Annotated in this window: 24 protein-coding genes; 5 read left to right on the top strand and 19 right to left on the bottom strand. The window is 63.5% G+C overall.

Annotated features, from left to right (window positions below; translation table 11 throughout):
- Positions 1-13 precede the first annotated feature (13 nt).
- The 7 genes from lpxK to epmA all read right to left on the bottom strand — a co-directional run bounded on the left by lpxK (position 14) and on the right by epmA (position 6846).
- Positions 14-1042, bottom strand: coding sequence for a tetraacyldisaccharide 4'-kinase (gene lpxK, locus NKI46_RS22570; RefSeq protein WP_023671578.1), 1029 nt, complete (start codon positions 1040-1042; stop codon positions 14-16).
- Positions 1043-2359, bottom strand: coding sequence for a lipid IV(A) 3-deoxy-D-manno-octulosonic acid transferase (waaA, locus tag NKI46_RS22565; RefSeq protein WP_023671577.1), 1317 nt, complete (start codon positions 2357-2359; stop codon positions 1043-1045).
- Positions 2356-3144, bottom strand: coding sequence for a lysophospholipid acyltransferase family protein (locus tag NKI46_RS22560; protein WP_023671576.1), 789 nt, complete (start codon positions 3142-3144; stop codon positions 2356-2358). Before NKI46_RS22560 ends, waaA begins: the two co-directional genes overlap by 4 nt.
- A gap of 5 nt (positions 3145-3149) precedes the next feature.
- Positions 3150-3395 carry a DUF4170 domain-containing protein gene (locus NKI46_RS22555; RefSeq protein WP_023671575.1) on the bottom strand — a complete coding sequence of 82 codons (246 nt, stop codon included), beginning with the start codon at positions 3393-3395 and terminating at the stop codon, positions 3150-3152.
- Positions 3396-3463: 68 nt separating this feature from the next.
- A complete protein-coding gene (locus tag NKI46_RS22550) occupies positions 3464-4270 on the bottom strand; it encodes a 3'(2'),5'-bisphosphate nucleotidase CysQ (protein WP_023671574.1) in 807 nt (268 codons plus the stop codon).
- Positions 4257-5600, bottom strand: a complete 1344-nt coding sequence (locus NKI46_RS22545; RefSeq protein ID WP_023816274.1) for a TldD/PmbA family protein — start codon at positions 5598-5600, stop codon at positions 4257-4259. The genes NKI46_RS22550 and NKI46_RS22545 overlap by 14 nt, the downstream gene beginning before the upstream one ends.
- Positions 5601-5799: 199 nt before the next feature.
- The gene (epmA, locus tag NKI46_RS22540; RefSeq protein ID WP_023700603.1) at positions 5800-6846 is read right to left on the bottom strand and encodes an EF-P lysine aminoacylase EpmA; all 1047 of its coding nucleotides are present in this window, start codon (positions 6844-6846) and stop codon (positions 5800-5802) included.
- A 129-nt stretch (positions 6847-6975) separates the two neighbouring features.
- On the opposite strand from epmA, the gene efp reads away from it, so the two are divergent.
- From efp to NKI46_RS22525, 3 genes are all read left to right on the top strand, one after another.
- Positions 6976-7545: an elongation factor P gene (gene efp, locus NKI46_RS22535; RefSeq protein WP_023682947.1), complete on the top strand. Its 570-nt coding sequence runs from the start codon at positions 6976-6978 to the stop codon at positions 7543-7545.
- 89 nt (positions 7546-7634) lie between these two features.
- The gene (locus NKI46_RS22530; protein ID WP_352747988.1) at positions 7635-9095 is read left to right on the top strand and encodes a phospholipase D-like domain-containing protein; all 1461 of its coding nucleotides are present in this window, start codon (positions 7635-7637) and stop codon (positions 9093-9095) included.
- A gap of 26 nt (positions 9096-9121) precedes the next feature.
- Positions 9122-9922, top strand: a complete 801-nt coding sequence (locus tag NKI46_RS22525) for an endonuclease/exonuclease/phosphatase family protein (protein WP_023671569.1) — start codon at positions 9122-9124, stop codon at positions 9920-9922.
- Between the two features lies 1 nt (position 9923).
- Here NKI46_RS22525 and NKI46_RS22520 read toward each other — a convergent pair whose 3' ends face one another.
- From NKI46_RS22520 to NKI46_RS22465, 12 genes are all read right to left on the bottom strand, one after another.
- Entirely contained in the window at positions 9924-11891 is a 1968-nt protein-coding gene (locus NKI46_RS22520) for a glycoside hydrolase family 127 protein (protein ID WP_352747985.1), read from the bottom strand.
- A 38-nt stretch (positions 11892-11929) separates the two neighbouring features.
- Positions 11930-12787 (bottom strand): carbohydrate ABC transporter permease, encoded by an 858-nt coding sequence (locus NKI46_RS22515; RefSeq protein ID WP_023805029.1) that lies wholly within the window; start codon positions 12785-12787, stop codon positions 11930-11932.
- The gene (locus NKI46_RS22510; RefSeq protein ID WP_023745482.1) at positions 12787-13707 is read right to left on the bottom strand and encodes a carbohydrate ABC transporter permease; all 921 of its coding nucleotides are present in this window, start codon (positions 13705-13707) and stop codon (positions 12787-12789) included. Before NKI46_RS22510 ends, NKI46_RS22515 begins: the two co-directional genes overlap by 1 nt.
- A 329-nt stretch (positions 13708-14036) precedes the next feature.
- Complete coding sequence (locus NKI46_RS22505; protein WP_023689585.1) at positions 14037-15275, bottom strand: ABC transporter substrate-binding protein; 1239 nt, start codon at positions 15273-15275, stop codon at positions 14037-14039.
- A gap of 69 nt (positions 15276-15344) precedes the next feature.
- On the bottom strand, positions 15345-16403 hold the full coding sequence (locus NKI46_RS22500) for a LacI family DNA-binding transcriptional regulator (protein WP_352747981.1): 1059 nt from the start codon (positions 16401-16403) through the stop codon (positions 15345-15347).
- A gap of 353 nt (positions 16404-16756) precedes the next feature.
- Positions 16757-17713: a Kiwa anti-phage protein KwaB-like domain-containing protein gene (locus tag NKI46_RS22495; protein ID WP_352747978.1), complete on the bottom strand. Its 957-nt coding sequence runs from the start codon at positions 17711-17713 to the stop codon at positions 16757-16759.
- Between the two features lie 110 nt (positions 17714-17823).
- Positions 17824-18405 (bottom strand): ATP-binding protein, encoded by a 582-nt coding sequence (locus tag NKI46_RS22490; protein WP_352626822.1) that lies wholly within the window; start codon positions 18403-18405, stop codon positions 17824-17826.
- Between the two features lie 212 nt (positions 18406-18617).
- Positions 18618-19625, bottom strand: coding sequence for a hypothetical protein (locus tag NKI46_RS22485; RefSeq protein ID WP_352626820.1), 1008 nt, complete (start codon positions 19623-19625; stop codon positions 18618-18620).
- Positions 19626-19744: 119 nt separating this feature from the next.
- The gene (locus NKI46_RS22480) at positions 19745-20095 is read right to left on the bottom strand and encodes a hypothetical protein (protein ID WP_352626818.1); all 351 of its coding nucleotides are present in this window, start codon (positions 20093-20095) and stop codon (positions 19745-19747) included.
- Entirely contained in the window at positions 20085-20645 is a 561-nt protein-coding gene (locus tag NKI46_RS22475; RefSeq protein ID WP_352626817.1) for a hypothetical protein, read from the bottom strand. Before NKI46_RS22475 ends, NKI46_RS22480 begins: the two co-directional genes overlap by 11 nt.
- A 161-nt stretch (positions 20646-20806) precedes the next feature.
- Complete coding sequence (locus tag NKI46_RS22470; RefSeq protein ID WP_352626815.1) at positions 20807-21154, bottom strand: hypothetical protein; 348 nt, start codon at positions 21152-21154, stop codon at positions 20807-20809.
- 13 nt (positions 21155-21167) lie between these two features.
- Positions 21168-22061, bottom strand: coding sequence for a LysR family transcriptional regulator (locus tag NKI46_RS22465; RefSeq protein WP_352462987.1), 894 nt, complete (start codon positions 22059-22061; stop codon positions 21168-21170).
- Between the two features lie 147 nt (positions 22062-22208).
- On the opposite strand from NKI46_RS22465, the gene NKI46_RS22460 reads away from it, so the two are divergent.
- Together NKI46_RS22460 and NKI46_RS22455 are read left to right on the top strand one after the other, a co-directional pair.
- Entirely contained in the window at positions 22209-23399 is a 1191-nt protein-coding gene (locus NKI46_RS22460) for an MFS transporter (protein ID WP_352747972.1), read from the top strand.
- The gene (locus NKI46_RS22455) at positions 23396-23866 is read left to right on the top strand and encodes a cyclophilin-like fold protein (protein ID WP_352747969.1); all 471 of its coding nucleotides are present in this window, start codon (positions 23396-23398) and stop codon (positions 23864-23866) included. The genes NKI46_RS22460 and NKI46_RS22455 overlap by 4 nt, the downstream gene beginning before the upstream one ends.
- Positions 23867-23882 lie beyond the last annotated feature (16 nt).

Raw genomic sequence — 23882 nt, 5'->3', positions numbered from 1 at the left:
ACGCGGGAGCGCCCTACCCTCGCAGCCGGCGCTGTCTCCAGGCATCCAGCGTCTCATCGATGATCCGCTCCGGCACATTGTCGAGTTCGAACGTGGCGTCTATCTCCAGCACGTCGAGTTGACCAAGGAATTCAGCCGAGGCTGCGCCATGGCGCAGCCGGGCTGCGTCCTTGGCGGTGGTCACGAGGCCCAGTCCCTCACGGCGCGCGGTTGCCGCCAGTTCGGCGAGTTCGTCGGGGGCATAAAAATGATGGTCCGGAAACGACCGGCTCAGCGCCACTTCCGCGCCCGTGCCGCGCAGCGTCTCGAAGAATTTTTCGGGATGGCCGATGCCGGCAAAGGCGAGGAACCGCCGGCCGGCGAACCGCTCCTTGCCGCCCGGTTCAGCATGCGCCTCGAAGATCGGCCGGCCGGCGCGCGCCGCCTGGCGCACGACCTGGTCGGCGGCGGTGCCCTCGCCCATCTTCAACAGCCCATCGGTGAACACCAGTTGGTCGACGACGTTGGCGCGCAGCGGCCCACCCGGAATGACGCGGCCATTGCCGATGCCGTAGCGGGCGTCGACGACGACCAGCGCATAATCAATATGGATGCGCGCGCTCTGAAAACCGTCATCCATGATCAGGAAATCGCAGCCATGGGCTTCCATGAGCAGCTTGGCGCCGGCGGCGCGGTTCGGGCTTACCGCAACCGGCGCGTGCTCGGCCAGAAGCAGCGGCTCGTCGCCGACATGCTTGGCGGCGTCGTGACTGGCATCGACGACATGCGGCTGCGCAAACGAGCCGCCATGGCCGCGCGACAGGAATCCGGGATTGAGCTGCATGCGCCTGGCCTGCTTGGCCAGCGCGATGGCGACCGGCGTCTTGCCGCTGCCGCCGACGGTGAAGTTGCCGACGCAAAGCACTGGCGCGTCGATCTTTTGACGTATCGCCCGATGCATATGGCGGCCGGCGACCATGCCATAGACCGCTGATAGCGGCGACAGCGCAAAGACCCGCCAGTCCGGCGCTTCCCACCAGAAAGGTGGTGCTTCCGACGCCACCTATCGCCCGTCGGCGCCCTTCAGGCGCGACTTGACGATCAATGGCTGGATATAAGGCTCGAGCGACTTCAGCGTGTGCGCCAGCGCACCGCGCATCTGGTCGACTGTGGCGGCACCGGCCGCCATCATCTCATGGCGCGCAACTTCATTGCTCAGCAGGAAATTGACGGCGCCGGCCAGCATGTCGCGGTCGCGCACCAGCTTGGCGCCGCCACTGTCGAGCAGGCGCTGATAGGCCTCGCGAAAATTCTGGACGTTGCGGCCGGCCAGCACAGCGGTGTCGAGCATGGCCGGCTCCAGCGGATTCTGGCCGCCTTCCGAGGTCAGCGAGCGGCCGACAAAGGCGATTTCCGTCAGCCGGAGATAAAGCCCCATCTCGCCGATCGTATCGCCAAGGAGGATATCGGTGTCGGCGGTGATCCGGTCCCCCTTGCTGCGCCGCGCCAGCTTCAGGCCCATGCCGGAAATCTGTGCTGCCAGCGCTTCGGCGCGGTCGGGATGGCGCGGGACGATGATTGTCAGCAGGCCATGGTGGCGCTTGTAGAGCGTGGCGTGGACTTCCGCCGCGACCACCTCCTCGCCGTCATGGGTCGAAATTGCCGCCCAGGTCGGGCGGCCGGCGATCTGGCGCTTCAGCGTCGCCAGCGCCCGTTCGTCGACGGGCGGCGGCAAGGTGTCGACCTTGAGGTTGCCGGACACGGTGACCGGCCGGGCGCCAAGCGCGCGAAACCGTTCGCCGTCGACATCCGACTGGGCAACGACATGTGCGAGGTTCTCGAACAGCGCCTCGGCGATGTTGGCGCGCTTCTTCCAGGATTTGAACGAACGGTCGGACAGCCGGCCGTTGACCAGCACCTGCGGCACGTGTCGGGCGCCGAGCTCGAGGATGGTCATCGGCCATATCTCGGATTCGGCGATGATCGCCAGGTCCGGCCGCCAGTGATCGAGAAAGCGGCTGACGGCCGGCTTCAGGTCGAGCGGAACATATTGGTGGATGATGCGGTCGCCCAGCCGTTCGTCGGCAACCTGCGCCGAAGTGACGGTGCCCGTCGTCAGCACGATGTTGACACCGTAGTCGAGGATGCTTTGCACCAGCGGCACGACCGCAAGGGTCTCGCCGACGCTTGCCGCATGGATCCAGATCACCGGCCCTTCAGGGCGCGGCCGCCCGGCAACGCCGTAGCGCTCACGGCTGCGGCTGCGGTCTTCCTTGCCCTGCGATGTGCGCCAGGCGACATAGGGACCCATCAGCGGATAGGCGGCGGCACCGGCAAGGCGGTACGCCGCCAGGAAGGCGCGCGCCCAGCCGACGCTCATGGCCTGCCGTCCACGAGCCGATAGGCCTCGGCGGTCGCGGCATTGAGCGCGGCCGTGACTTCCTGGCGCTTGCGCTCCATTTCGGCCTCGTCGGCATTGGCCGGCACGAAAACCGGCGTTCCGATGACGATCGAGGAGCGGCCGAACGGCAGGTTGATGGTGGTCTTGTCCCAGCTTCTTTCCAGCACCTTGCGGCGGCTGGTGGCGATGGCGGCAGGCATGATCGGCCGGCCGGAAAGGCGTGCCAGCAGAACGATACCAAGCCCCGCGTCGCGCGGCGTGCCGTGGGGAATGTCGGCGATCATGGCGACGTTCTTGCCGGCGACGAGTGACTTTTTCAGGGCGATGAGCGCCTTGGCGCCGCCCTTGTCGAGATGCTTCGTGCTTTCACGCCCGCCGGAGCCGCGCACCGCCTCGATGCCGAATTTTTCGATCATCAGCGCGTTGAGTTCGGCGTCGGCGCTGCGCGAGACCATGGCGACCAGCGGCCGTCCCTTGGGATAATAGGCTGGGGTCAGCAGATGCTGGCCATGCCAGAGCGCGATGATGCCGGGTTCGAATTCGGCGTAGTCGCCGCCTGAAAATTTAGCCGAGCCTTCGACCACGCGGTTGGTCAGGCGCACCAGGCGGACGAACTGGGCGAGCAGGCTGACGATGATGCTCTTGACGATTCGCGACTGCGCCAACGGCTCGCGGATCTTGCGCCAGAACGTCTTCGAACTGCCGCCGCGTCTTCTTCGGACCGCGGCGCCGGTGGGCTGCCCTTTCACCGCTTCATGCTCCATCACTGTCAACCGGCGGCCTTGCTTTCAGGGTCGAGCAGCCGGTGCAGATGGACGACGAAATAGCGCATATGGGCATTGTCCACGCTGGCTTGCGCCTTGGCCTTCCACGCGGTGTGCGCGGTTTGATAGTCCGGATAGACGCCAACGATGTCGAGCGCGTCGAGATCGCGGAACTCGGTGCCTCCCAGTTGCTTCAGCTCGCCGCCGAACACCAGGTGCAAAAGCTGTTTCTTTCCGTCTTCCGCGGCCATTTCGGTCCTTCACATATTGTGAGTTTGCGACAGGTCTAGCCCAAAGCTGCCGACTTTGGAACCTTCGATCACGCTTCCGTATCGGCAATGACGCCGGCAAGCACGGTCAGCAGCTGCCCGCTGCCGGCGACCAGCGCGCCGTGACGGATGATCTCCCCGGCATAAAGCGGCGCGCGGCCATGGCCGTCGAGCACGGCGCCGCCAGCCTCGCGCAAGATGAGATCGGCGGCGGCGATATCCCAGTCATGCGCGTTGGGCTTGACGAAGGTTGCGTCGAGCGTGCCGTTGGCGACCATCGCCAGCCGGTAGGCGAGAGAGGGAATGTGCGCCGCGCGCCGCACCCGGCTTTGCCATTGCGCCGGCATCAGGTCGATCAACTGCTTCAGCCCGCCGATCTCGACCGTCTTACCCAGGCCGCGCACGGCAATCGGCTTGCCGTTGCGGAAAGCTCCATGGCCAGGCAGCGCCCAATAGGTTTCGCCCTTGGCCGGACATTCGAGCACACCGGTGAGCGTGCGGCCATTCTCGACCACCGCGACGCTGACGCACCACGAGCGCAGACCTTCGAGGAAGCCGCGGGTGCCGTCTATGGGGTCGACGACAAAGGTGCGCCGCGCCAGAAGCCGTGCCGGATCGTCAGTCGTTTCCTCCGACAGCCAGCCATAGTCCGGCCGCGCCGCCAGCAGGGTCTCGCGAAGATAGGCGTCCGCCGCGTGGTCGGCTTCGCTGACCGGCGAGGTGCCGCCTTTCATCCACACTTGCGGGTTCTTGCCGAAATAGCGCATGGCGATCGCGCCCGCCTCGCGGGCGGCGTCGCGCAGCAGATCGAGGTCTTCCGAGGCCCCGGCCGATATGACCGGGTCACGCTCCGGCAAGGGTCATTCCTTCGATCAGCAGCGTCGGTGCGGCAGTGCCGAAATCGCGGTCAAGATCGCTCGCCGGAACCATATTGAGGAACATCGTCTTCAAATTGGAGGCGATGGTCACCTCGGCCACCGGATAGGCAAGCTCACCATTGTCGATCCAGAAGCCGGATGCGCCACGGCTGTATTCGCCGGTCACCATGTCGACGCCCTGGCCGAACACTTCAGTGACATAAAAGCCGGATTTCAGCGACCTGATCAGGTCTTCCGGCGTCCTGTCGCCCGGCTCGATGGCGAGATTGGTCGAAGACGGCGATACCGACGAGCCGCTGCGCGCGCCGCGTCCGTTGGTGGTCAGCCCCAATTCCCGCGCGGCGGACGTCGACAGGAACCAGTGCTTCAGCACGCCGTTCTCGACCATCAACAGCTTTTCGCCCTCGACGCCTTCGCCGTCGAACGGGCGCGAGGCCTGGCCGCGACGCCGTAGCGGCTCGTCGGTGACGGTGATGGCAGCCGACGCAACCTGCTTGCCCATCATCTCGCGCAAAAAACTGGTCTTGCGCGCCACCGAAGCGCCGTTGATGGCGCCGGCGAGATGACCGGCAATGCCGCGCGCGACGCGCGGATCGAACACCACGTTGACCGGACCGGTCGCCGCCTTGCGGGCGCCGAGGCGGCGCACGGCGCGCTCGCCGGCCTTGCGGCCGATCAATTCCGGTGCGTCCAGATCGGAAAAATGCTGGTTCGAAGAGTATTCGTAGTCGCGCTCCATGCCGGTGCCTTCGCCCGCAATCACGCTGGCCGAACGCGAAAAGCGCGACGCGACATAGTGGCCGACGAAGCCGTTCGACGTGGCAAGCACCAGCCCGCCGAGGCCTGCGCTGGCGCCGCTGCCGGCCGAATTGGTGACGCCCTTGACTGCAAGGGCCGCTTCCTCGGCGGCCAGGGCCGCTTCCTTCAACTGATCGGCCGAAACCTCGGTGGCGTCGAACAGATCGAGGTCGCGCACCTTGCCGACCAGCAAAGCCGGATCGGCGAGACCCTGATAGGGGTCCTCGGGCGAGACTTTGGCCATGGCCACGGCGCGCTCGGCCAATGCCTTGGGGTCCGATGCCGCCGTCGCCGAGACGCTCGCCACCCGGTTGCCGACGAAGACGCGCAGCGAGACATCGTCGCCCTCGGACGCCTCAGTGTTCTCGACCTTGCCCAGCCGCACCGACACGCCGATCGAGCGGCCGCGCACGGCAACCGCGTCGGCGGCGTCGGCGCCGGCCCGCTTGGCAGCCTCGACCAGTGCCGCGACGCGGTCGGTCAATTTCGCTGCCTCTGGTGTATCGGTCATGCGCATGGTCCTGGCTGAAGCCGCGCCGGGCGGTAGCGGCTGTTGCACCATCTATTGTCCCAATGCGGCTTGTGCAATGGCGCACGGGCAATTGTCCCGCTGCGGCATAGCGCCCAAGCGGCCCGCAAAGCCCATCCGCGGCGGCCGCCACAGACGCGCGGCTTGACCGGTTTGTGAGTTTAACCGAGGCCGATTTCCGTCAAGGAGTGGCGACCGGCGTCCAGATCACGTCATCGATCCTCGTCGCGCCCGTTGCCAGCATCACCAGCCGATCGAAGCCAAGCGCCGAGCCGCTGGCTTGCGGCATGATGGCGAGGGCGGCGAGAAAATCCTCATCCAGCGGATAGCGCTCGCCATAGACGCGCTCCTTCTCGTCCATCTCGGCGGCAAAGCGCCGGCGCTGCTCGGCCGGATCGGTCAGTTCGCCGAAAGCATTGGCGAGCTCGACGCCGCAGCAATAGAGCTCGAAGCGCTCGGCCACGCGCTGGTCCTCCGCGCTCGGCCGGGCCAAGGCGGCCTCGGAGATCGGATAGCCATAGAGGATTGTGGCCCGCCCCTGCCCCAGCATCGGTTCGACCTTTTCCACCATCACGCGGCTGAACAAATCGGCCCAGTTGTCATCGTCGGCCGTGCGCAGGCCGGCCTTGACCAGAGCATCATGGAGTGCGGCGCGGTCTGTGCCGCCATCGGCAGAAACGGTGGCAAGAAGATCGATGCCGGCGTAACGCGCAAAAGCTTCCGCCACGCTCACGCGTTCCGGTTCGGCGAACGGATCGGCCTCGCGGCCGCGAAAGCGGAAGGTTTTGGCGCCGGCCCGCTCGGCTGCCAGCTTCAGCAGTTCGGCGCAATCGGCCATCAGGCTGTCATAGGTTTCGCCGACCCGATACCATTCCAGCATGGTGAATTCGGGATGGTGCAAGGGGCCGCGCTCGCGGTTGCGCCAGACGGCGCCCAGGCTGAAGATGCGCCGCTCACCGGCGGCCAGCAGCTTCTTGCAGGCGAACTCCGGCGAGGTGTGGAGATAAAGCGGCCGGCGCGCGCCGTCGGCGCCGATCGCCTCGGTGGCGAAGGCTGAGAGATGCGCCTCGTTGCCGGGCGAAATCTGCAATGCCGCCGTCTCGACCTCGATGAAGTCGCGCTCGCCAAACCAGCCGCGCATGGCGGCAGCTATGGCGTTGCGGGCCATCAGCCGCGGCCGGCGGTCGGCGTGAACATCCGGCGTCCACCAGGGCGAAGCGCCAGTCATGGGTTTGCCGGGCAACGGAATTGCTGACAGGGCTGGCGGTTCGGGCCAAGATGCGCTACGGCGACGGCTCTCGCAGCCGATTTGCGCCGAACGATCGTTTCAGGCCAACGAAGTCTAGGATTGAAAACCGTGGTGAAGGTCATCGCCAGTTCGCTCCGTAAAGGCAATGTCGTCGACAAGGACGGCAAGCTTTACGTGATCCTCTTTGCCGAAAACATCCACCCTGGCAAGGGTACGCCGGTCACCCAGCTCGACATGCGCCGCATCTCCGACGGGGTGAAGGTTTCGGAGCGCTACCGCACCACCGAGCAGGTCGAGCGCGCCTATGTCGAGGAGCGCGAGCACACCTTCCTCTACGCCGACGCCGAGGGGTATCACTTCATGAACCCGGAAAGCTACGATCAGGTCGCGGTGCCGGAAAGCGTGGTCGGCGACATGGCGCCCTACCTGCTCGAAGGCATGGCGGTGCAGATTTCGCAGTTCAACGGCATCGCCATAGCCCTGGTGCTGCCGCAGCGCGCTACTTTCGAAGTGGTCGAGACGGAGCCGACGACCAAAGGCCAGACGGCGTCCTCGTCATACAAGCCGGCCGTGCTTTCCAACGGCGTGCGCACGCTGGTGCCGCCGCACATCGCGCCGGGCACCCGCGTGGTGGTGATGACGGCCGATGGCGCTTATGTGGAGCGGGCGAAGGACTGAGGCGCGAGCGCCTCCGTCCTGGTTAATCCCTTGCCCGGTACTAATCCCCCACATTGCCTTCTGCGGCCGCTGGCTCGATAGTCCTGCCGATGTGGCAGACCTTTGTGACCTACTGGCCTCTGATCCTTGTGATCATTCCGATGCTGATGGCCGCCATCGGCATCGTCCACGCAATCATGACCAAGGAAGACGTGCGCGCCGCCACCGGCTGGGTCGGCGTGATGATCTTGTCGCCGTTCCTTGGCGCGATCATCTATGCCATTGCCGGCATCAACCGCATCCGCCGCGCCACGATCAGCGCCATGCGGCCCGTCGCCGGTGAAGCCGAGACAGCCAAACACGACCACGACATTGCGCTCGAAGCACTCATTTCAGCCGAATTCGGCCAGCGCTTTGCCGGCCTGAAGACGCTAGGCGACAGGGTGGCGCGGCGCGCACTGACGTCGGCAAACGCGATCACGATCCTCAGGACCGGCGACGAAGCCTACGCGGCAATGTGCGGGGCGATCGACGGCGCACGGCGCAGCATCCTGCTCGAGACCTACATCTTCGACAATGACGAGATCGGACGACGTTTTGTCGGATCGCTGGCCGGAGCGGTCCGGCGCGGCGTGACGGTTCGCGTGCTGATCGATGCGGTCGGCGTGCGCTATTCCGTGCCCAGCATCCTTGGGACACTCCGGGAAGCCGGCGTCACCGTCGATCTGTTCAACGGCAACATCGTCATGGGCCTGAGACTTCCCTATGCGAATTTGAGGACGCACAGGAAAATCCTGATCGTCGACGGCGCGGTGGCATTCACCGGAGGCATGAACATCCGCAAGGGGTTCTCGGCTGAATTCGCTGGCACTGCCAGCTCGGCGGATACGCATTTCCAGGTCACGGGGCCGGTCGTGGCCGACCTGTTCGCGGTTGCCGCCGAGGACTGGCGTTTTGCCGGCAACGAGGCCCTCAAGGACGAGGTCTGGCACGTGGCAAAGCCCTCGCCGCCTCCCGGTCAGCCGATCCTGGTGCGGGCGGTGGCGTCGGGGCCGGACGCCAGCATCGAAACCAACCATAAATTGCTGACGGGGGCATTTTCCGTCGCCCGCAAATCGATCCGCATCATGTCGCCCTATTTCCTGCCGGACCGGGAATTTGTCAGCGCGCTGGTCACGGCGGCCCGGCGCGGCGTCGAGATCGACATCGTCGTGCCCGCGGTCAACAATCTCTTCCTGGTCGGCCGCGCCATGACGGCGCAGTACGACCAGGTGCTGAAGCACTATTGCCGCGTCTGGCGGCATGAGGGGTCGTTCGACCATTCGAAGCTGTTGTCGGTCGATGGCGTCTGGGCCTATGTCGGCTCCTCCAACCTCGACGCCCGGTCGCTGCGGCTGAATTTCGAAATCGACCTGGAGGTGCTGGATACCGGCTTTGCCGCCGAGATCGAGGGGCGCATCGGAGCGGCAATCGCTTCCGCCAAACCCGTCACACTCGCAACCCTAAGAGCGCGGCCATTTGTCATCCGGGTCTTTGACCGGTTGTTATGGCTGGGATCGCCCTATCTTTAGAATCAGGACAGATTGAACGCAGGCCTATGGACATAAACGGACGCAGCCTTCCTGAAACAGTGCTCCTGTCGATCCGCGGCAGGAAAGCGCGCAAGGCGAACGCGACGCCGCGCAAGCACATTGAAGGCGCCCAGATGGTGGTCGCCTCCTACAACGTCCACAAATGCATCGGCACCGACCGCAGGTTCGACCCCGAACGGACCGCCCGCGTCATCCGCGAGATCGGCCCCGACGTCATCGCGCTGCAGGAGGCCGACAACCGCTTCGGCGACCGCGCCGGGCTGCTCGACCTTGCCCGGATCGAACACGAAACAGGGCTTGTGCCGGTGCCGGTTTCCGGAAGCGGCAAGGGCCATGGCTGGCGCGGCAACGTGCTTTTGTTCAAGCGCGGCACCGTGCGCGACGTCCATCAGATCAAGCTTCCGGGACTGGAGCCCCGCGGCGCGCTGGTTGCCGAGATCGACCTCGACGAAACGCGCACTCTGCGCGTCATCGCCGCGCATCTCGGCCTGTTGCGCCGCTCGCGTTCGGAGCAGGCCCGCGTCGTGCTCGACATCATGAGCAACCAGGATGAAAGGCCGACCTTGCTGCTCGGCGACCTCAACGAATGGCGGCTGGGCAACCGCTCGGCGCTCAAGACGCTGCACGCCACCTTTGGTTTCACGCCGGCGGCGGTGCCGACTTTCCCCTCAGGCCTGCCGGTGCTGGCGCTCGACCGGATCATGGCCAACCGGCACGGCATGGTCTCGTCGGTGGAAGCCCATGACACGCCGCTGTCGCGGGTTGCGTCGGATCATTTGCCGCTGACGGCGTTCGTCAGCCTGTAACTCATCCGTCCCGCAGCCAGACCAGCATCTCACCGGGTTCACGGTTGTCCCAGGCAAAGTACGGGACGGCGGTGATTTTCGTTTCGCTCACCGCCGGCGGATCGGTGCGATAGAGCCCGGTTTCCCAGTTTTCCTGGGCTTCCTTGCTGGCAAGTGCCGAAAGCGTGACGATGCCGCCGAGCAGGTTCGGCTCGGCATGCGCCTCGATTGTTGCCGTTCGCGGCAGAGCGATCCGATGCAACTGGCCGGCATTGTCGGTCTCCTCGACGCAATAGATCAGCGGACCGCGCGCAAGTGCGACGCGGCCGATGTCCTGACGCACCTCCGGATTGGCGAACAGACGGGCGATCGACATTTCGAGATCGAGTTCGACCCGGTCGCCCTGGCGCCACTCGCGCCGGATCGCGGCATAGCCGTCGCTGGTGATGTCATCCAGATCGACCGCGGCGCCGTTGACCTTGAGCGCCGCCTTGCCGCACCAGGAGGGGACGCGCAGGTGCAAGGTGAACTCGACCGGCGCGTCGGCTTCGATCCGAATGGAGACCGCGCCATCCCAGGGATAATTGCTGGTCTGAATCAGACTGACCGCCCGGTTCGATATGTCGAATCGCGCGGTGCTGTCGCCGTAGAGATGAACGGCCAGCGCATCATCCGAGAGGGAGTAGAAATAGCTGCCGATGGAGGCGACCATGCGGCCGATATTCGGCGGGCAACAGGGGCAGCGATGCCATTTCCAGCGATTGTGCCTGCCCCGGCTCTCCAACGGGTTCTCGTAGAAGAACAGCGAGCCGTCGAGCGACAGGCCGGAGATCGAGCCGTTGTAGAGCGCTCGCTCCATCATGTCGGCGTAGCGGGCGTTGGGGCCCAGGCCGAGCATGCGGCTGGCCCAGAACACGAGGCCGACCGAGGCACAGGTCTCGGCATAGGCGGTTTCGTTGGGCAGGTCGTAGTCGCTGGTAAAGCCCTCATTGTGCGCCGATGGCCCGAGGCCGCCGGTGACATAGAGGTTCTTGGTGGTGAGATCGTTCCACAGACGGTCGAGCGCTACCCTGAGCGTATCGTCGCCATATTCGGTGGCGATGTCGGCCATGCCGGAATAGAGGTACATCGCCCTGACCGCATGCCCGACGACCTTGTCCTGCTCGCGCACCGGCTTGTGCGACTGGTTGTACTCATAGGTCTTGAAATGATAGGCCTTCGGGTCGGCGCCGCGCGCACGCGCCTCCTCGTCGAAATAATGCGGCTGCTGCCCGCGCTGGTCGATGAAATACCTGGCCAGGTCCATGTATTTCTGCTCGCCGGTCGCCCGCGCCAGCTTGACCAGCGCCAGCTCGATCTCCTCATGGCCGCAATAGCCCTTCTTCTTGCCCGGCTCCGGACCGAAGGTGTCGGCGATATGGTCGACATAGCGGCATAGGATATCCAGCAGCTTGCGCTTGCCGGTGGCCTGGTAGTAGGCGACCGCGCCTTCGATCAGATGGCCGGCGCAATAGAGCTCGTGGCAATCGCGCAGATTGGTCCAGCGCTTGCCGGGCTGGATGCGCTGGTACCAGCTGGAGAGATAACCGTCTTCCTGCTGCAGTCTGCCGTAGAGGTCGATGACGGCATCGATCTTCGTCTCGAGCGCCGCGTTCTTGCGCCGGTAGAGCGAATAGGCCGCGGTCTCGATGGTCTTGCCCCAATCGGAGTCCCAGAACATCTGCGTCGTCACCGTCGAGCCGGTGAAGCCGGGGCTGGCCGCCTCGTCGGGCGACGGCGAATGGAACGGAATGACGACGCCCGGCGAGGGCCGGTCCGGGTCGATCTGCTCCAGCATGCGCGCCTCGACGCAGCGCTCGTAGAGGATGTCGGCGGTGCGCGACGCCACGGCATCGACACGGTCGCCCCAGAAGCCGCGGACATCGACCTGCGGCACCGGCAGTGGGCGGAAGGCGAGTTTGCCGGGCTTGGCGGATGGTTGAACGGTCATCGTGTCACTCCGTTGGATATTGGTCATTTCACGGCGGCTCATTTCACCGCGCCGGCCATCAGGCCGCGGATGTAGAAGCGCTGCAGCAACAGGAAGAGCACCAGGCACGGCACCATCATCACGGTGACGCCCGCCTGCACCGCGCCCCAGTCGATGGCGCCGAAGCGGCCCGACTGCAGCGCCGTCATCATGATCGGCAGCGTGAATTTGGACTGGTCGGTCATCAGCACCAGGGCCGCCAGGAATTCGTTCCAGGCGCCGAGGAAGGCAAACAGCGCGATGGTGACGATGCCCGGCCAGACCAGCGGCAGCATCACCTTCAAGAGCATGGTGACGTTGTTGGCGCCGTCCATGCGCGCGGCCTCCTCGATCTCGCGCGGCACCGCGTCGAAAGCGTTGCGCATCATGAAGATGGAGAACGGCAATTGCAGCGTGGTGTAGACCAGGACCAGCCCGGTCAGCGTGTTGTGCAGGCCGACCTTGGTCAGCACCAGGAAGATCGGCGTCAGGATCGACTGGAAGGGGATCATGATCGTCGACAGGATGACGATGAAGAGCACATCCTTCATGGGAAACCGGAAGCGCGAAAAGCCGTAGCCGGCCAGCACGCTGACGACGACCGACAGGATCACCGTCATCGAGGCGACATAGAGGCTGTTTTGCGCCGGCAGCCAGAGGCCGTCGCCAAAGGTGTCGAGCGTGCGGTAGTTCTCGATCGAGAAGCCGGTCGTCGGCCATGGCGGCAGCGGCGGCTGGCGCGCCTCCTGCGCCGGCTTGAAGGTCGACAGCACGGCCCAGACGATCGGCGCGATGAACAGCACTGAGGCGATCATGCCGGTCGAATGCTCGGCGATCCTGAGCCAGAGGCGGCTGCTGCGGCTTCTTGCCTGCGCCATCAGTCGATGCCCTCCGGCTTGCGCAGTAGCCACAGCTGAACCAGGCTGAGCGCCACCAGTATGGCCAGCAGGATCATCGACAAAGCTGCGCCATAGCCGAGCTTGAACGAGACGAAGGACTGGTTGAAGATCCAGTAGACGGCGGTCAGCGTCTGGTTGCGCGGGCCGCCGCGCAGGATGATGTAGAACTGGTCGAAGGCGAGGATCGAACCGGCGATCGACAGGATCAGCGCCAGCGCCAGCGTGCGGCGCATCAGCGGCAGGGTGATGGCGCGAAAGCGCGCGAACGGCCCTGCCCCGTCGATCATCGCGGCTTCCTGCAGATCGGTCGGGATCGACTGCAGGCCGGTCATCAGGATGATCATGGTGAAGCCCGCCACCTTCCAGACGACCATGGCGATGATCGACCAGAAGGCCGGCTGGAACGTCGCCAGGAGGTTGAACTTTTTCGCCGTCAGGCCGAGGTCGTAGGCGGCCGGGCTGAACAGGCCGGAATCGACATTGAGCAGCCACGACCACAGCAGGCTGGCAGAAGCGAAACCGACGACCGCCGGCATGAAGAAGGATGTCCGGTAAAAGCCGGTCAGCCGCCTGGGCTTTTCGATGAACAGCGCCAGCGGAAAGGCGACGGCGAAGATCACGATGGTGACGATCACGGTGTAGTAGGCGGTGAAGCTCAGCGCGTTCCAAAAACGGTTGTCGCGCAGGATCGCCCGGTAATTGTCGAAGCCGATGTAAAAATGCTCGCCCATCAGCGGCCAGTTGTGCAGCGACATCCAGGCGGTCATGCCGAGCGGGATGATGAAGAACACGACGACCAGCGCCACGGCCGGCGCGACATAGAGCAGGCCGATCCACTGCCGGCGGCCGGCGCCGACCAGTTTTCTGGCGCGTGGCGGGGTGGTGGTGGTGATGGTCATTTACCCTCCCCCTTGTGGGGAGGGTCGCTGCGCAGCAGCGGGGTGGGGGTGCGGCGCCGGCCTCCCACCCGGACCTGCGGTCCGACCTCCCCGCAAGGGAGAGGTAGGGCGTCGGTGCGATGATTGAGAATGCCAGGGGTCATGCTGCTCTTCCGTTGGATCTCGTAGGGCGTGGGACACACCTCCCCCACCCCGCTGCTTCGCAGCGACCCTCCCCACAAGGGGGAGGGTAAGGAGCGCCGGCCGCCCGTCCAGGGAGACGGACCGGGCGGCCGGATCAGGACCCGCGGCGGCAAGGGCGTTGCACCGCCCTCGCCGCCGGCCAGTCCTTATTTCTGCGCCTGGTCGATGATCGACTGCATGGTCTCCTGTGCATTGGCGATGGCGCCGTCGACGTCGTCGCCGAAGACGACCTCGTTGATCATCTGCGTCCACGGACCGTTGGCTGAGTTGATCAGGTCGTTGAACACCACGGAATAGGGCGTGCGGCCCTTGGCCATGGCTTCGGCGGCGATCTGGTAGCGCGGATCGAGATCTTTCAGCGCCTCCTTGGCGATGTCGCCGCGCACCGGCAGGCTGCCGTATTTGGCCAGGATGGTCTGGCCTTCGAGCGAATAGGCGAAGTCGAGAAACTCCTTCACCACGGCGAGCTTCTTGGTGCCCTTGGTGACGACGAAATTGTCGCCGCCGGCAAACGAAGACCAGCCGCTGTCCTTGCCCGGCAGGAAGGTGACGCCATAGTCGATATCCGGATACTGCGTGTTGAGCGCGCCGATGGCGAAGGCGCCGGACGGCGAAATGCCTATATTGCCGGTGGCGAAGGCGGCAAAGAAGTTGGCGCCGGTGTCGGTCTGCGCGCCGGCCGGCACCAGATCCTTCTTGACCATCGAGCGGTAGAGGTCGATGGCGCCGCGCAGCTGCGGGCTGTCCAGCGTCGCCTTCGAGCCGTCCTCGGAGAGGATGTCGCCGCCCGAGGCCCAGATCAGCGGCGTGAAGGTGAAGATGTTGCAGCCGCCGCAATTGCCGGAGAAGTAGAAGCCCTTGATGTCGCCACCAAGTGCGTTGACCTTTTCGGCGTCAGCCTCGATCTCGGCCCAGTTGGCCGGGCCCTTGTCGGGATCGAGCCCCGCCTGCTTGAACAGTTTCTTGTTCCAGATCAGCACCGAGGCGTCGGCCGAGAACGGCAGCCCGTAAATGTGGTCCTTGTAGGTGCCGGTCTTGACGTGCGCCGGCGACAGGCTGGCGAAATAGGGCAGCGATTTCGCCCAGTCGGTGATGTCCTCGAGCTGGCCGGCGGCGGCAAAGGACGGCGTGTAGATCAGGTCGAGCGACAGCGCGTCGGGCGCCGTGCCGCCGGCGGCGGCGGCGCCATATTTCGGGATGATCTCGGCATTGGGAATGATGTCGAGCTTGACCTGGTTCTCATGGCCCTTGTTGAAGGCATCGACGATCCGCGGCATGAAGTTCGAGCCGTCGGCGCGGACCCAGATGTTGGCGGTGTCGGCAGCCATTGCAGGCAAGGCAATGATGCTCGCGGCGAGCGCGAACCCGGTAATCACGGTCTTCATGGTTTTCCTCCTCATGGTTCTGTTCTCCTCCCTGTTGCGGCGCTCCCTTAGATGGCGCCGCGCGTTCTCCTAGCCGTCCAATGGGCGGCCGCAGGACTGACGCACCACCAGCCGGCACGGCAGTTTTCGAATGCCCGGCGCGGCGGGTTCGCCACCGACGAGCGATAGCAGTGTGAGGCCGGCCTCGCGGCCGAGCGCCGCCAGGTTCATGTCGACCGAGGTCAGCGGCGGGCGGGTTGCCTCCGCCACGATCTCCCAATTGTCGAAGCCGATGACGCCGACATCGCCGGGCACGCCTAAGCCGCGCTCGCGCAGCGCATCGATGACGCCGCGCGCGATCTGGTCGTTGCCGCAGAACACGGCGTCGGGTTTCTCCCCCTTCTTGTTGAAGAGCGTTGGGCCGTCGAACAGCTTTCCGACGGCTTCATGCCCCCAGGCTTCCGACCACGAGCCGAGCAAGGGCTCGGTGACCGGCAGGCCGTGGGCGGCCAGCACATCGCGAAAAGCCTGTGCCCGCTCATTCACCACGGCAAAACTGGCGGGACCGCTGACATGGGCGATGCGCCGACGCCCGAGCCGGCAAAAATGCTCGACCGCCAGCCGCGCCCCGCCGGCATCGTCGGAGACGAAGGCGATGGCATCGGGATCGGGCTGGCTGAAGGCGTAGATGACGGGCACGCCGAGATTGGCGAGGTCGACCGGCAGATGGCGGTCGATGCGCTTGCCGCTGGCGATGATGCCGTCGATGCGCTTGTCCAGCATCGCCTCGACATGCAGCTGCGCCAGCCGCGGGTCGTCCTCGACATTGCACATGAACACCGAGACACCGGCGTCGACCAGCGCATCCGAAATGCCCGACATGACCGGCAGCGAAAAGCGGCCATAGGTATCATTGGTCAACAGGCCGACGGTGAAGGAGCGCCGCCGCAGCAGGCTCTGCGCCAGGCTGTTGGGGCGAAAGCCGAGCCGCTGCGCCGTCTCGCGAATGCGCTGCCGCGTCTCGACGGTCATCCGCCCCTGCCCGTTCAGCGCCTTCGACGCCGTGGCCACACTGACGCCAGCCATCGCCGCCACTTCACGCAGGGTGACGGGGGTCTTGGCGGGTGGCGGCGAGGTGTCGGAGGGCATTGGTCGGGTGTAAGTCCTCGGGTTGAGAAAAGGTTTTCTCTTGCGGGTCTCTGGCGTGTTGATGTGGGTGGGTGGCGGATGCTGCGAGTTTGGGAAAACGTTTTCTCAGACGAGACTAGGATGAGAATTTGGGGAAGGCAAGAGGGTATAGCGGGATGCGACACGATCCGGTTGATCGTGATAGCCGCTTTGCACCAGAGGCGGTCATTGACGAGCAAATATTCTGATGTCGCCTTGTGGACGGCTCCTCTTCTACGCGCCGCGATGCTCCGGTTATGATGTTTCGCCCAGAAGCACGGGAGGCGCCAGATCATGAACGGGGAATGGCGACCGTGACTGGCCTGCTCAAGATATCAAGCTACGGCGGTAGCATCGGGCACGTCATAGTTCTGTTCGGAAAATATTGACGACAACCGGTGGTCAAGCAAGGCGCGAACAATATCCGCGCAAGTCTCCGGCGTCGCGACCAGCTTGCCGTCTTGGCCAAACACCAAGTTCAGTCCGCACTTCTGGAAATTGTCGCGCAGCCGCTGCATAAACTGCGCATCCAGATAATGGCCCTTCTGGCGGATGACGCAGGCGCGGCGCAGATGGATTTTGTTCTCCCCCACGAATGTCACGAGTGGAGCGACATCGGAGAAAATGGCGGCGAAAGCCGGTTCCGCCTGCAAGGCCACGAAATCCTCGGCATGAGCCTGCTTGTAGCTCAGCACCTTTTCAAATGATGGCTTGCTCAACATGATGATGTCCTCGCCAGCGATGAAGAAATCAACATGGCGGGATATGCTGAAGGCTGGCTCTTCATTGAGTCCAAGTTGTTCGTCCTTGAATATAACGGAAATGGCGCTCCGAACCTGCCTGGACTGCCAAGAATTATCCGTGCTTCGGACCGCGTAGATCGCGCTGTCGCCATGGGTTAGCTTCACGACATAGAACTTGGTGTTTTGTACCTCCTTCAACGATCTCACTTTCTTTTCGGCAAGTGGATCCGCCATCTGCGCAGTGATTGCGTCGGCGTGGGTCTCCAAGGCGTCGATCCTGAGAGCAATCCCATCCTGCGCCGCCGCCAAGAGTGTGTAGGGAGTAACGTCCTGAATCGAGTCCCGCGCCTGAGCGAGGGCCACCTTTAAGGCGTTGTCGAGCTCTTCGTCCGTATCGACGCGACGTCCCGTGAACCGCGGCGCACCTCCCGGCGCGATGGACTTCTTGAAGAGCCACACCGAAACCGTAGAATTATGTATGTCGAAATTGGCCAGGCTTTGCGGCAACGGCACGGTATCGAGCAGGCGCTCTCCCACACCTTCCAGCAAAGCGGGCGGTCTAGAAAAGCGTACTCGAAGTCCTGTGCGAGAAGTATGAGGCTCAAGGGTAGGTAAGACCCCAAGAATACAACTAAAGCCGAGATCACCCTGAACTGCATTTATGGTGCTCCTGGTGCTTGAGCGTCGATCTTGACCGAACAGAAGAGTCCGTCGATCCAAGCCCTCTGCAAGGTGGTAGAGGGCAGTGTTCCATCTGTTTGGCGCGCCAGTATACGCGCCCCGTCGCCGGACCTGAAACGCACTACTCGGCTAATATTGGCGAGGCCGACAAAGATGGGACGAAAACCCATTCCACGGCCCTGCTCGGCTTTTGCTGAGATCCCCTCGCTAAGCGCCAGTTCCAATGCGGTGCACGAGTCCAACACTCCGGCATAGAGGGGGTTCTTGCGAAGACTTCGCAGAACCCCGATCCCATTATCGCATACCACATATTCGAAACTGCCCCGCCGGGCGGCATACGCGACCACGCCCGTATCCGCGCGTTCGCTGTGTTCGATGGTGTTGGTGTAAATTTCCTCGAGGCTCGCGACGAGTTGCCAGGATTCTTGCTGCCCCACGCCCACTCTGGTAGCCGCGTTTTTGGCCCTGATCGAGAAATCATGCCAATTCATGGCATTCTTGACGACACTACGAACCGTGATGACACCTTGCTGTCCGTCGGCCCTAAACCAATCCGTCATCGCGATGACGTTTGCGAGTTGCTCCCTAAATCCTGGCGCCTCAAGCCATCGACCAAGGGCGTCCGGCAAATAGCCGAGACGCCAAAGCTCCAGTAGAGGACCAAGCTCGTGACCGGTTTGCGGCGGAATTCGTGCTGCCCATCCCGGTCCACTTGAGGCGGCCAGCCCAATATCGTCAACCAGTTCGAAGGTCAGACTATCTATGGCGCACCTCAGCCTGCTCTGGCTGCCAGCGGCGGCAGGCTATAGTAGGCGGCTCGAAGGTAAGCCACCTGCTCCTCTAGATTGATCCTTAGCAATGGATCGAGGAAGGCTTTGGGTAGCGTTTTGAAAGGGACCCACTCAAGAGCACTATTCGCGACTCTTTCGGCGATGCGACGCTTCTGCGTCTTCATAAAGGCCGTCGTGTCGATATAAATGACCTCGCGGAAATGCCCGCGCAGGAAAGGAATGACCTGTGGGTTGCCGCGGATGATGATGTCGAGCGGACGATTTACAGCGGCGGCGAGTTCGGCGAGGCGATCGAGATGAAATTGCCGTCGCCCAGTCCGATCTGGTCCGGTGATGAATTCGTAAGCAAGCGCCTGCACCTCTGGACGCTCGACGACGAAGGACATCCAGCGTTCGAAATCCTGAAAAGTTCGCCCATTCGGATGCAATGCGCACGCTAGACCGTTCTCTTGGAACTCGGCGAAGACCAGCGCTATACGTTTCATGGCGTGAAGATCGTCCCAGCGAGGATGATCTAGGACGAGGCTGAAATTCGGCGTGGTGACCATGTGGATGCCGAGCGCAACCAGCCCCCTAATGATCGCCGGACGGGCGGAACCGAGCGACCACCAGGACTCAATCCTGTTGTCGTGATCCACGCCGGTCAGGATGATCTTGCAATCCGGCATCAGGCGAAACGCCTCACGAAGTTGCTCCGCGCTGGAATGCTTGGGCCGTTTGCGACGGAAGTCCACGACATCCGCCAACCTCAGCGCCACGATATCCGCGTCCAGTGCCTGCGAGCGACGGCTGCCGTGATAGATCAGTTCCACGATATCCCCCTTAAGCGTGATGGATCGAATAGGCGCGCGGGGCGTGATGTTCAGGTCGAAACCTCCGATTTCCCGCGACTGCTGGGGGAACAGCACGGTGTTGTTAGCGCATACCTTTGTGCAGAACTCGGGCGTGCCGCAGCAATGATGCAGGCAATCGACAATCTGCGCCTCCAAGCTTAGGCCACCACAGACTCGTCGCTCCGGGCAGATCCCGCAACCCAGGCACATCGTATTTGCGTAAGGGTTGTCCGTGAGCATGCGCGTCTGGAGTTCAGTACTCTTGGTTGCGTGGGTCAGCACAGCGTGACATCCACTTTGCCTGAGATGGTGTGGACGCGCTGAACAACCGCGCGAGCAACCCCTCCTGACTGTTGGATGGAGGAGACTATCTGCGTTGACGGATTGTCCATCGAGCCAACGGTGTCGTTGCCACGCCTGAATGTGATTGAACCGGAGTTCCTAGATTCCACGATGAACGACTCGCCTGCCGCGACCGCGACGCCGGAGCGGATCGTTCCAAGATAGACCTGGGGCTTCTCCCCAGGAACCGCCGAGAACAGATGAGGCGTCGCCAAAGCCACCCGCTGGATGTCGATGGTCTTGCGGATCGTTTTCTTTGTCCGGCTCAGAAACTCAACGCCCATTGTTCCCTACCTCCACGACGGGCCGGTAATATTTGGCACGTCCCTTTGAAAACTCGCGGATAAGGCCACGAGCGGCCAGTCCAGCGAGTCGGTTGTTCCAAGCGGTGGTCTTCTCGGTTTCGCCGAAGCGCTCTTTCAAGGTGTTTGCGTCGGCCTCACGGAGTCTATTAACTAGGTCAAATGTAATCTGTTGTTTTGGGTCAAGTTTGCCAACAAGGCCAATATCGAAAACATGGCCGTCCTCGCTCAGCTGACAGCTTAGGATGGCATCATTCTTCGCATCTGCAACCATCTGAAATTCATCATAAACTGATTCATTCACATTTGCTGCGACTGCGTAGAACTTTGAATCTGTCAACCGTAGGTAAGACTTGAACGAGAATACGGACTCGCGAAGGTAGCTTGCAGTCGCGACCTGTACATCGCGAAAGTCCAGGAAGAGCGGAGCAGCAGTCTCTGGATTGACGTCGATGCCCTGTATCATGCGCGCGAATGCGATTTTCCCATTCAAGGCTCCTGCAAGCACGGGCTCCTGATCAGAGCGCAGCATTTGGTATCTCATGGTCATCACCTAACTCACGTTACTCACGTGAGATAGGACGGAACCTTTTCATCGTCAAGAGAGCTTCGCATTTTCCGGCTCGGCGCGCTGGCGAGGGTTGATCCCTCCCGCGAGCGCAGCACGCCCCCAAATGCCAACAAGGGGACGGGTCAGACGAGCGCCCCCAGACACACTCCAGAAACAAAATTCAACAGTTCGGAAAAACCGGCGAAAAGTTCGGGTGGCATAAGCTTCCCGGTCGGGATTCCGGATTCTTCCCTTTTTGGCAGCGTCGGTCCTCCACAAACAACGGTCAAATCGCAGCGGCGGCGCAGTGCCTGCTCCAGCGGCGGCATGAACAGCCGGGCGATGCCCGGCCAGGACGAGAGAGTATGGACATGGACTACGATATCGCCGGACTGGACAGCGACGCGGCAACGCCGATCGGCCAAATCGCAGGCATTGAGGATGCCTGGGGGCAGAACCTGCCATTCAGCAAGGTCAGCTTCATGATCCACAACAGTCTCGGGGTCAGATGCGATGGCGGAGCGCGTCGATGATCACCGCCATGGCAGGGGAGAGCTGTCGCCTGCTCGGATAATAGAGGTGATAGCCGGCAAAAGGCGGGCTCCAGTCGTCAAGCACGAGCCTGAGGCGTCCATCGGCGATGTGGTGGCTGACGAGGTTTTCCGGGACATAGGCGATGCCGAAGCCGCTTGTCGCAGCCTCGATCATGGGAATGGACGAATTGAAGGTGAGTTGGCCTTCCACCCGCACACGAAGGTCGCGGCCATCCCTGGCGAATTCCCAGGCATACAGTCCGCCGAACGTCGCCTGCCGCATATTGATGCAGTCATGATCAACCAGGTCCTGGGGCGCGGTCGGAACCGGATGGCGGGAAAAATAGTCCGGCGAAGCCACGGCCACGAGCCTCCAATCCGGCCCGATGCGCACTGCGATCATATCCCTGTCGATGCTCTCGCCGAGCCGCACACCTGCGTCGAAGCGCTCCTCCACAATGTTCTTCATGCCGTTGTCGCTGTAGAGCTCGACGCGCACGTCGGGATTGTCGTTGAGCAAGGGCTGGAGCTTCGGCCAGACGGTCGTCTGGAGCGCATGGTCGGACAGTGTGATGCGGACCGTTCCGGAGGGCTTGTCGCGAAAGGCCACCAGGCTTGCGAGGTCGGATTCGATTTCCTCGAAGCGGGGAACGAGAGATTGGAAAAGTCGCTCGCCGGCCTCGGTCGGAGAGACGCTCCGCGTCGTACGCGTCAGCAGGCGGACGCCAAGACGAGCTTCAAGCTCCTTGATTGTCGAACTCAGGGTCGACTGCGAGGTTCCGAGCTTTGCCGCCGCCCTGGTGAAACTGCGCTCCCGGGCGACCGCCACGAACCAGAGCAGATCCTTCATGCCATCGCGCTGCATAGGGCACCTCCCATCGGACATTCATATCATGAGCAGATAAGTCCATGCGGATTGCTTAGTCTACTTAAATGGGTTCCCCTGCAATATCTTCTGGCAGCGACGGGAATTTGCGGCTGATCCGTCCGGCGCTTTGCCAGGATGCCAATCATGGAAACCACATACGACACAAGGCTTGTTGAAAACCGCGCCGCATGGGGCGCGGTGTTGTCGATGGCGCTATGTGTTTTCGTGCTCATCGCATCGGAATTCATGCCGGTCAGCCTGCTGTCGCCGCTAGCGGCCGATCTCGGCATCACCGAGGGCCGGGCGGGACAGGCGATCTCGATTTCGGGCGCTTTCGCCGTCGTGACCAGCCTGCTGGTCGCCGGCCTCACGCGCCACATCGACCGCCGACTGGTCGTGACCGGCTTCACCCTCCTCCTCATCGTGTCCGGTCTGGCTGTCACCTTCGCGCCGAACTACGCGTTGCTCATGGTCGGCCGGGCGCTGCTCGGCATCGCGATCGGCGGGTTCTGGTCGATGTCGACCGCGATCGTCATGCGCCTCGTGCCGCAAGACATGGTTCCGAAGGGTCTCGCCATGCTGAACGCCGGCAATGCCATTGCGGCCACCATCGCCGCGCCGCTGGGCAGTTTTCTTGGCGCCTATGTCGGCTGGCGCGGCGCTTTCTTCCTCGTCGTGCCGTTTGGTCTCCTGGCGCTGGCCTGGCAATGGACAAGCCTGCCGCCGCTGCCGCCGCGCCGCAGGAATCGTGCCGGCAATCCGCTGGCGCTGCTCGGCCGTCTTCCCGTCGCCACCGGCATGGCGTCGATCATGATGCTGTTCATGGGCCAGTTCGCGCTCTTCACCTATCTGCGGCCCTTCCTCGAGAACGTCACGCGGCTCGACATCGCCGCCCTCTCGGCGGTCCTGCTGGCGATGGGGCTGGCCGGGGTGCTCGGCACATGGTGCGTCGGCCGGCTCTTGCGCACGCGTCTGTTCAGCATCCTCACCGTCATCCCGCTGGTCATGGCTGCGCTGGCCGCCGCGCTCATCGCCTTCGGTGCACTCCCGGGTCCCACAGCGCTGCTGCTCGTTGCCTGGGGCTTCTTCGGCATGGCCGCGCCGGTCGGTTGGGGCACGTGGCTCAGCCGAACGTTGCCGAACGACGCGGAGGCCGGCGGCGGGTTGCAGGTAGCCGTCATCCAGCTCGCCATCACCGGCGGCGCCGCGATCGGCGGCACGCTGTTCGATACGGTCGGCTGGCGGGGGCCGTTCACTCTGAGCGCGGTGCTGCTCTGCGGATCGGCGCTCGCCGCCCTTGCCGCAGCGCATATGGCCCGGAGGTCTTTGCCGTGACGAACGAACATGCGCCGCTCAGCCGCCGGACATTGCTCGGCGTCGCGCTCGCGGTGGCGGCCCTGCCTCGCACAGCCGCCAGCCAGGAAAGCCAATCTCCCGTCAGCCAGGAGCCCACCGGCATGAAGATCAGGATGGTTTTCAACGGCCGCACCATGACCGCCACGCTCTACGACAATCCCTCGGCGCGCGACTTCTTCTCCATGCTGCCGCTCGACGTCGAGATCGATGACTACGCCCATAACGAGAAGATCGCCTATCTGCCACGCAAGCTGACCGAGGAGGGAAGCGGTCCGTTCGCCGACGAGCAGCCCTATGACCTGTGCTATTTCATGCCCTGGGGCAACCTGGCCATGTTCTACGCCGACTACCGCCACCCCGGGCTGATCAGGCTTGGCCGCTTCGACGAGGGCGAGCAGGCCCTGCACGTTCGCGGCAAATTCCCGCTTCGCATCGAACGCAGTTGAGGACGCAAAGGAGATC

This window comes from Mesorhizobium sp. M0615 (assembly GCF_040320805.1).
Classification (GTDB): Bacteria; Pseudomonadota; Alphaproteobacteria; order Rhizobiales; family Rhizobiaceae; genus Mesorhizobium.
Note: the sequence above shows the minus strand (reverse complement) of the source record. Positions and strands in the feature narration are given on the sequence as shown.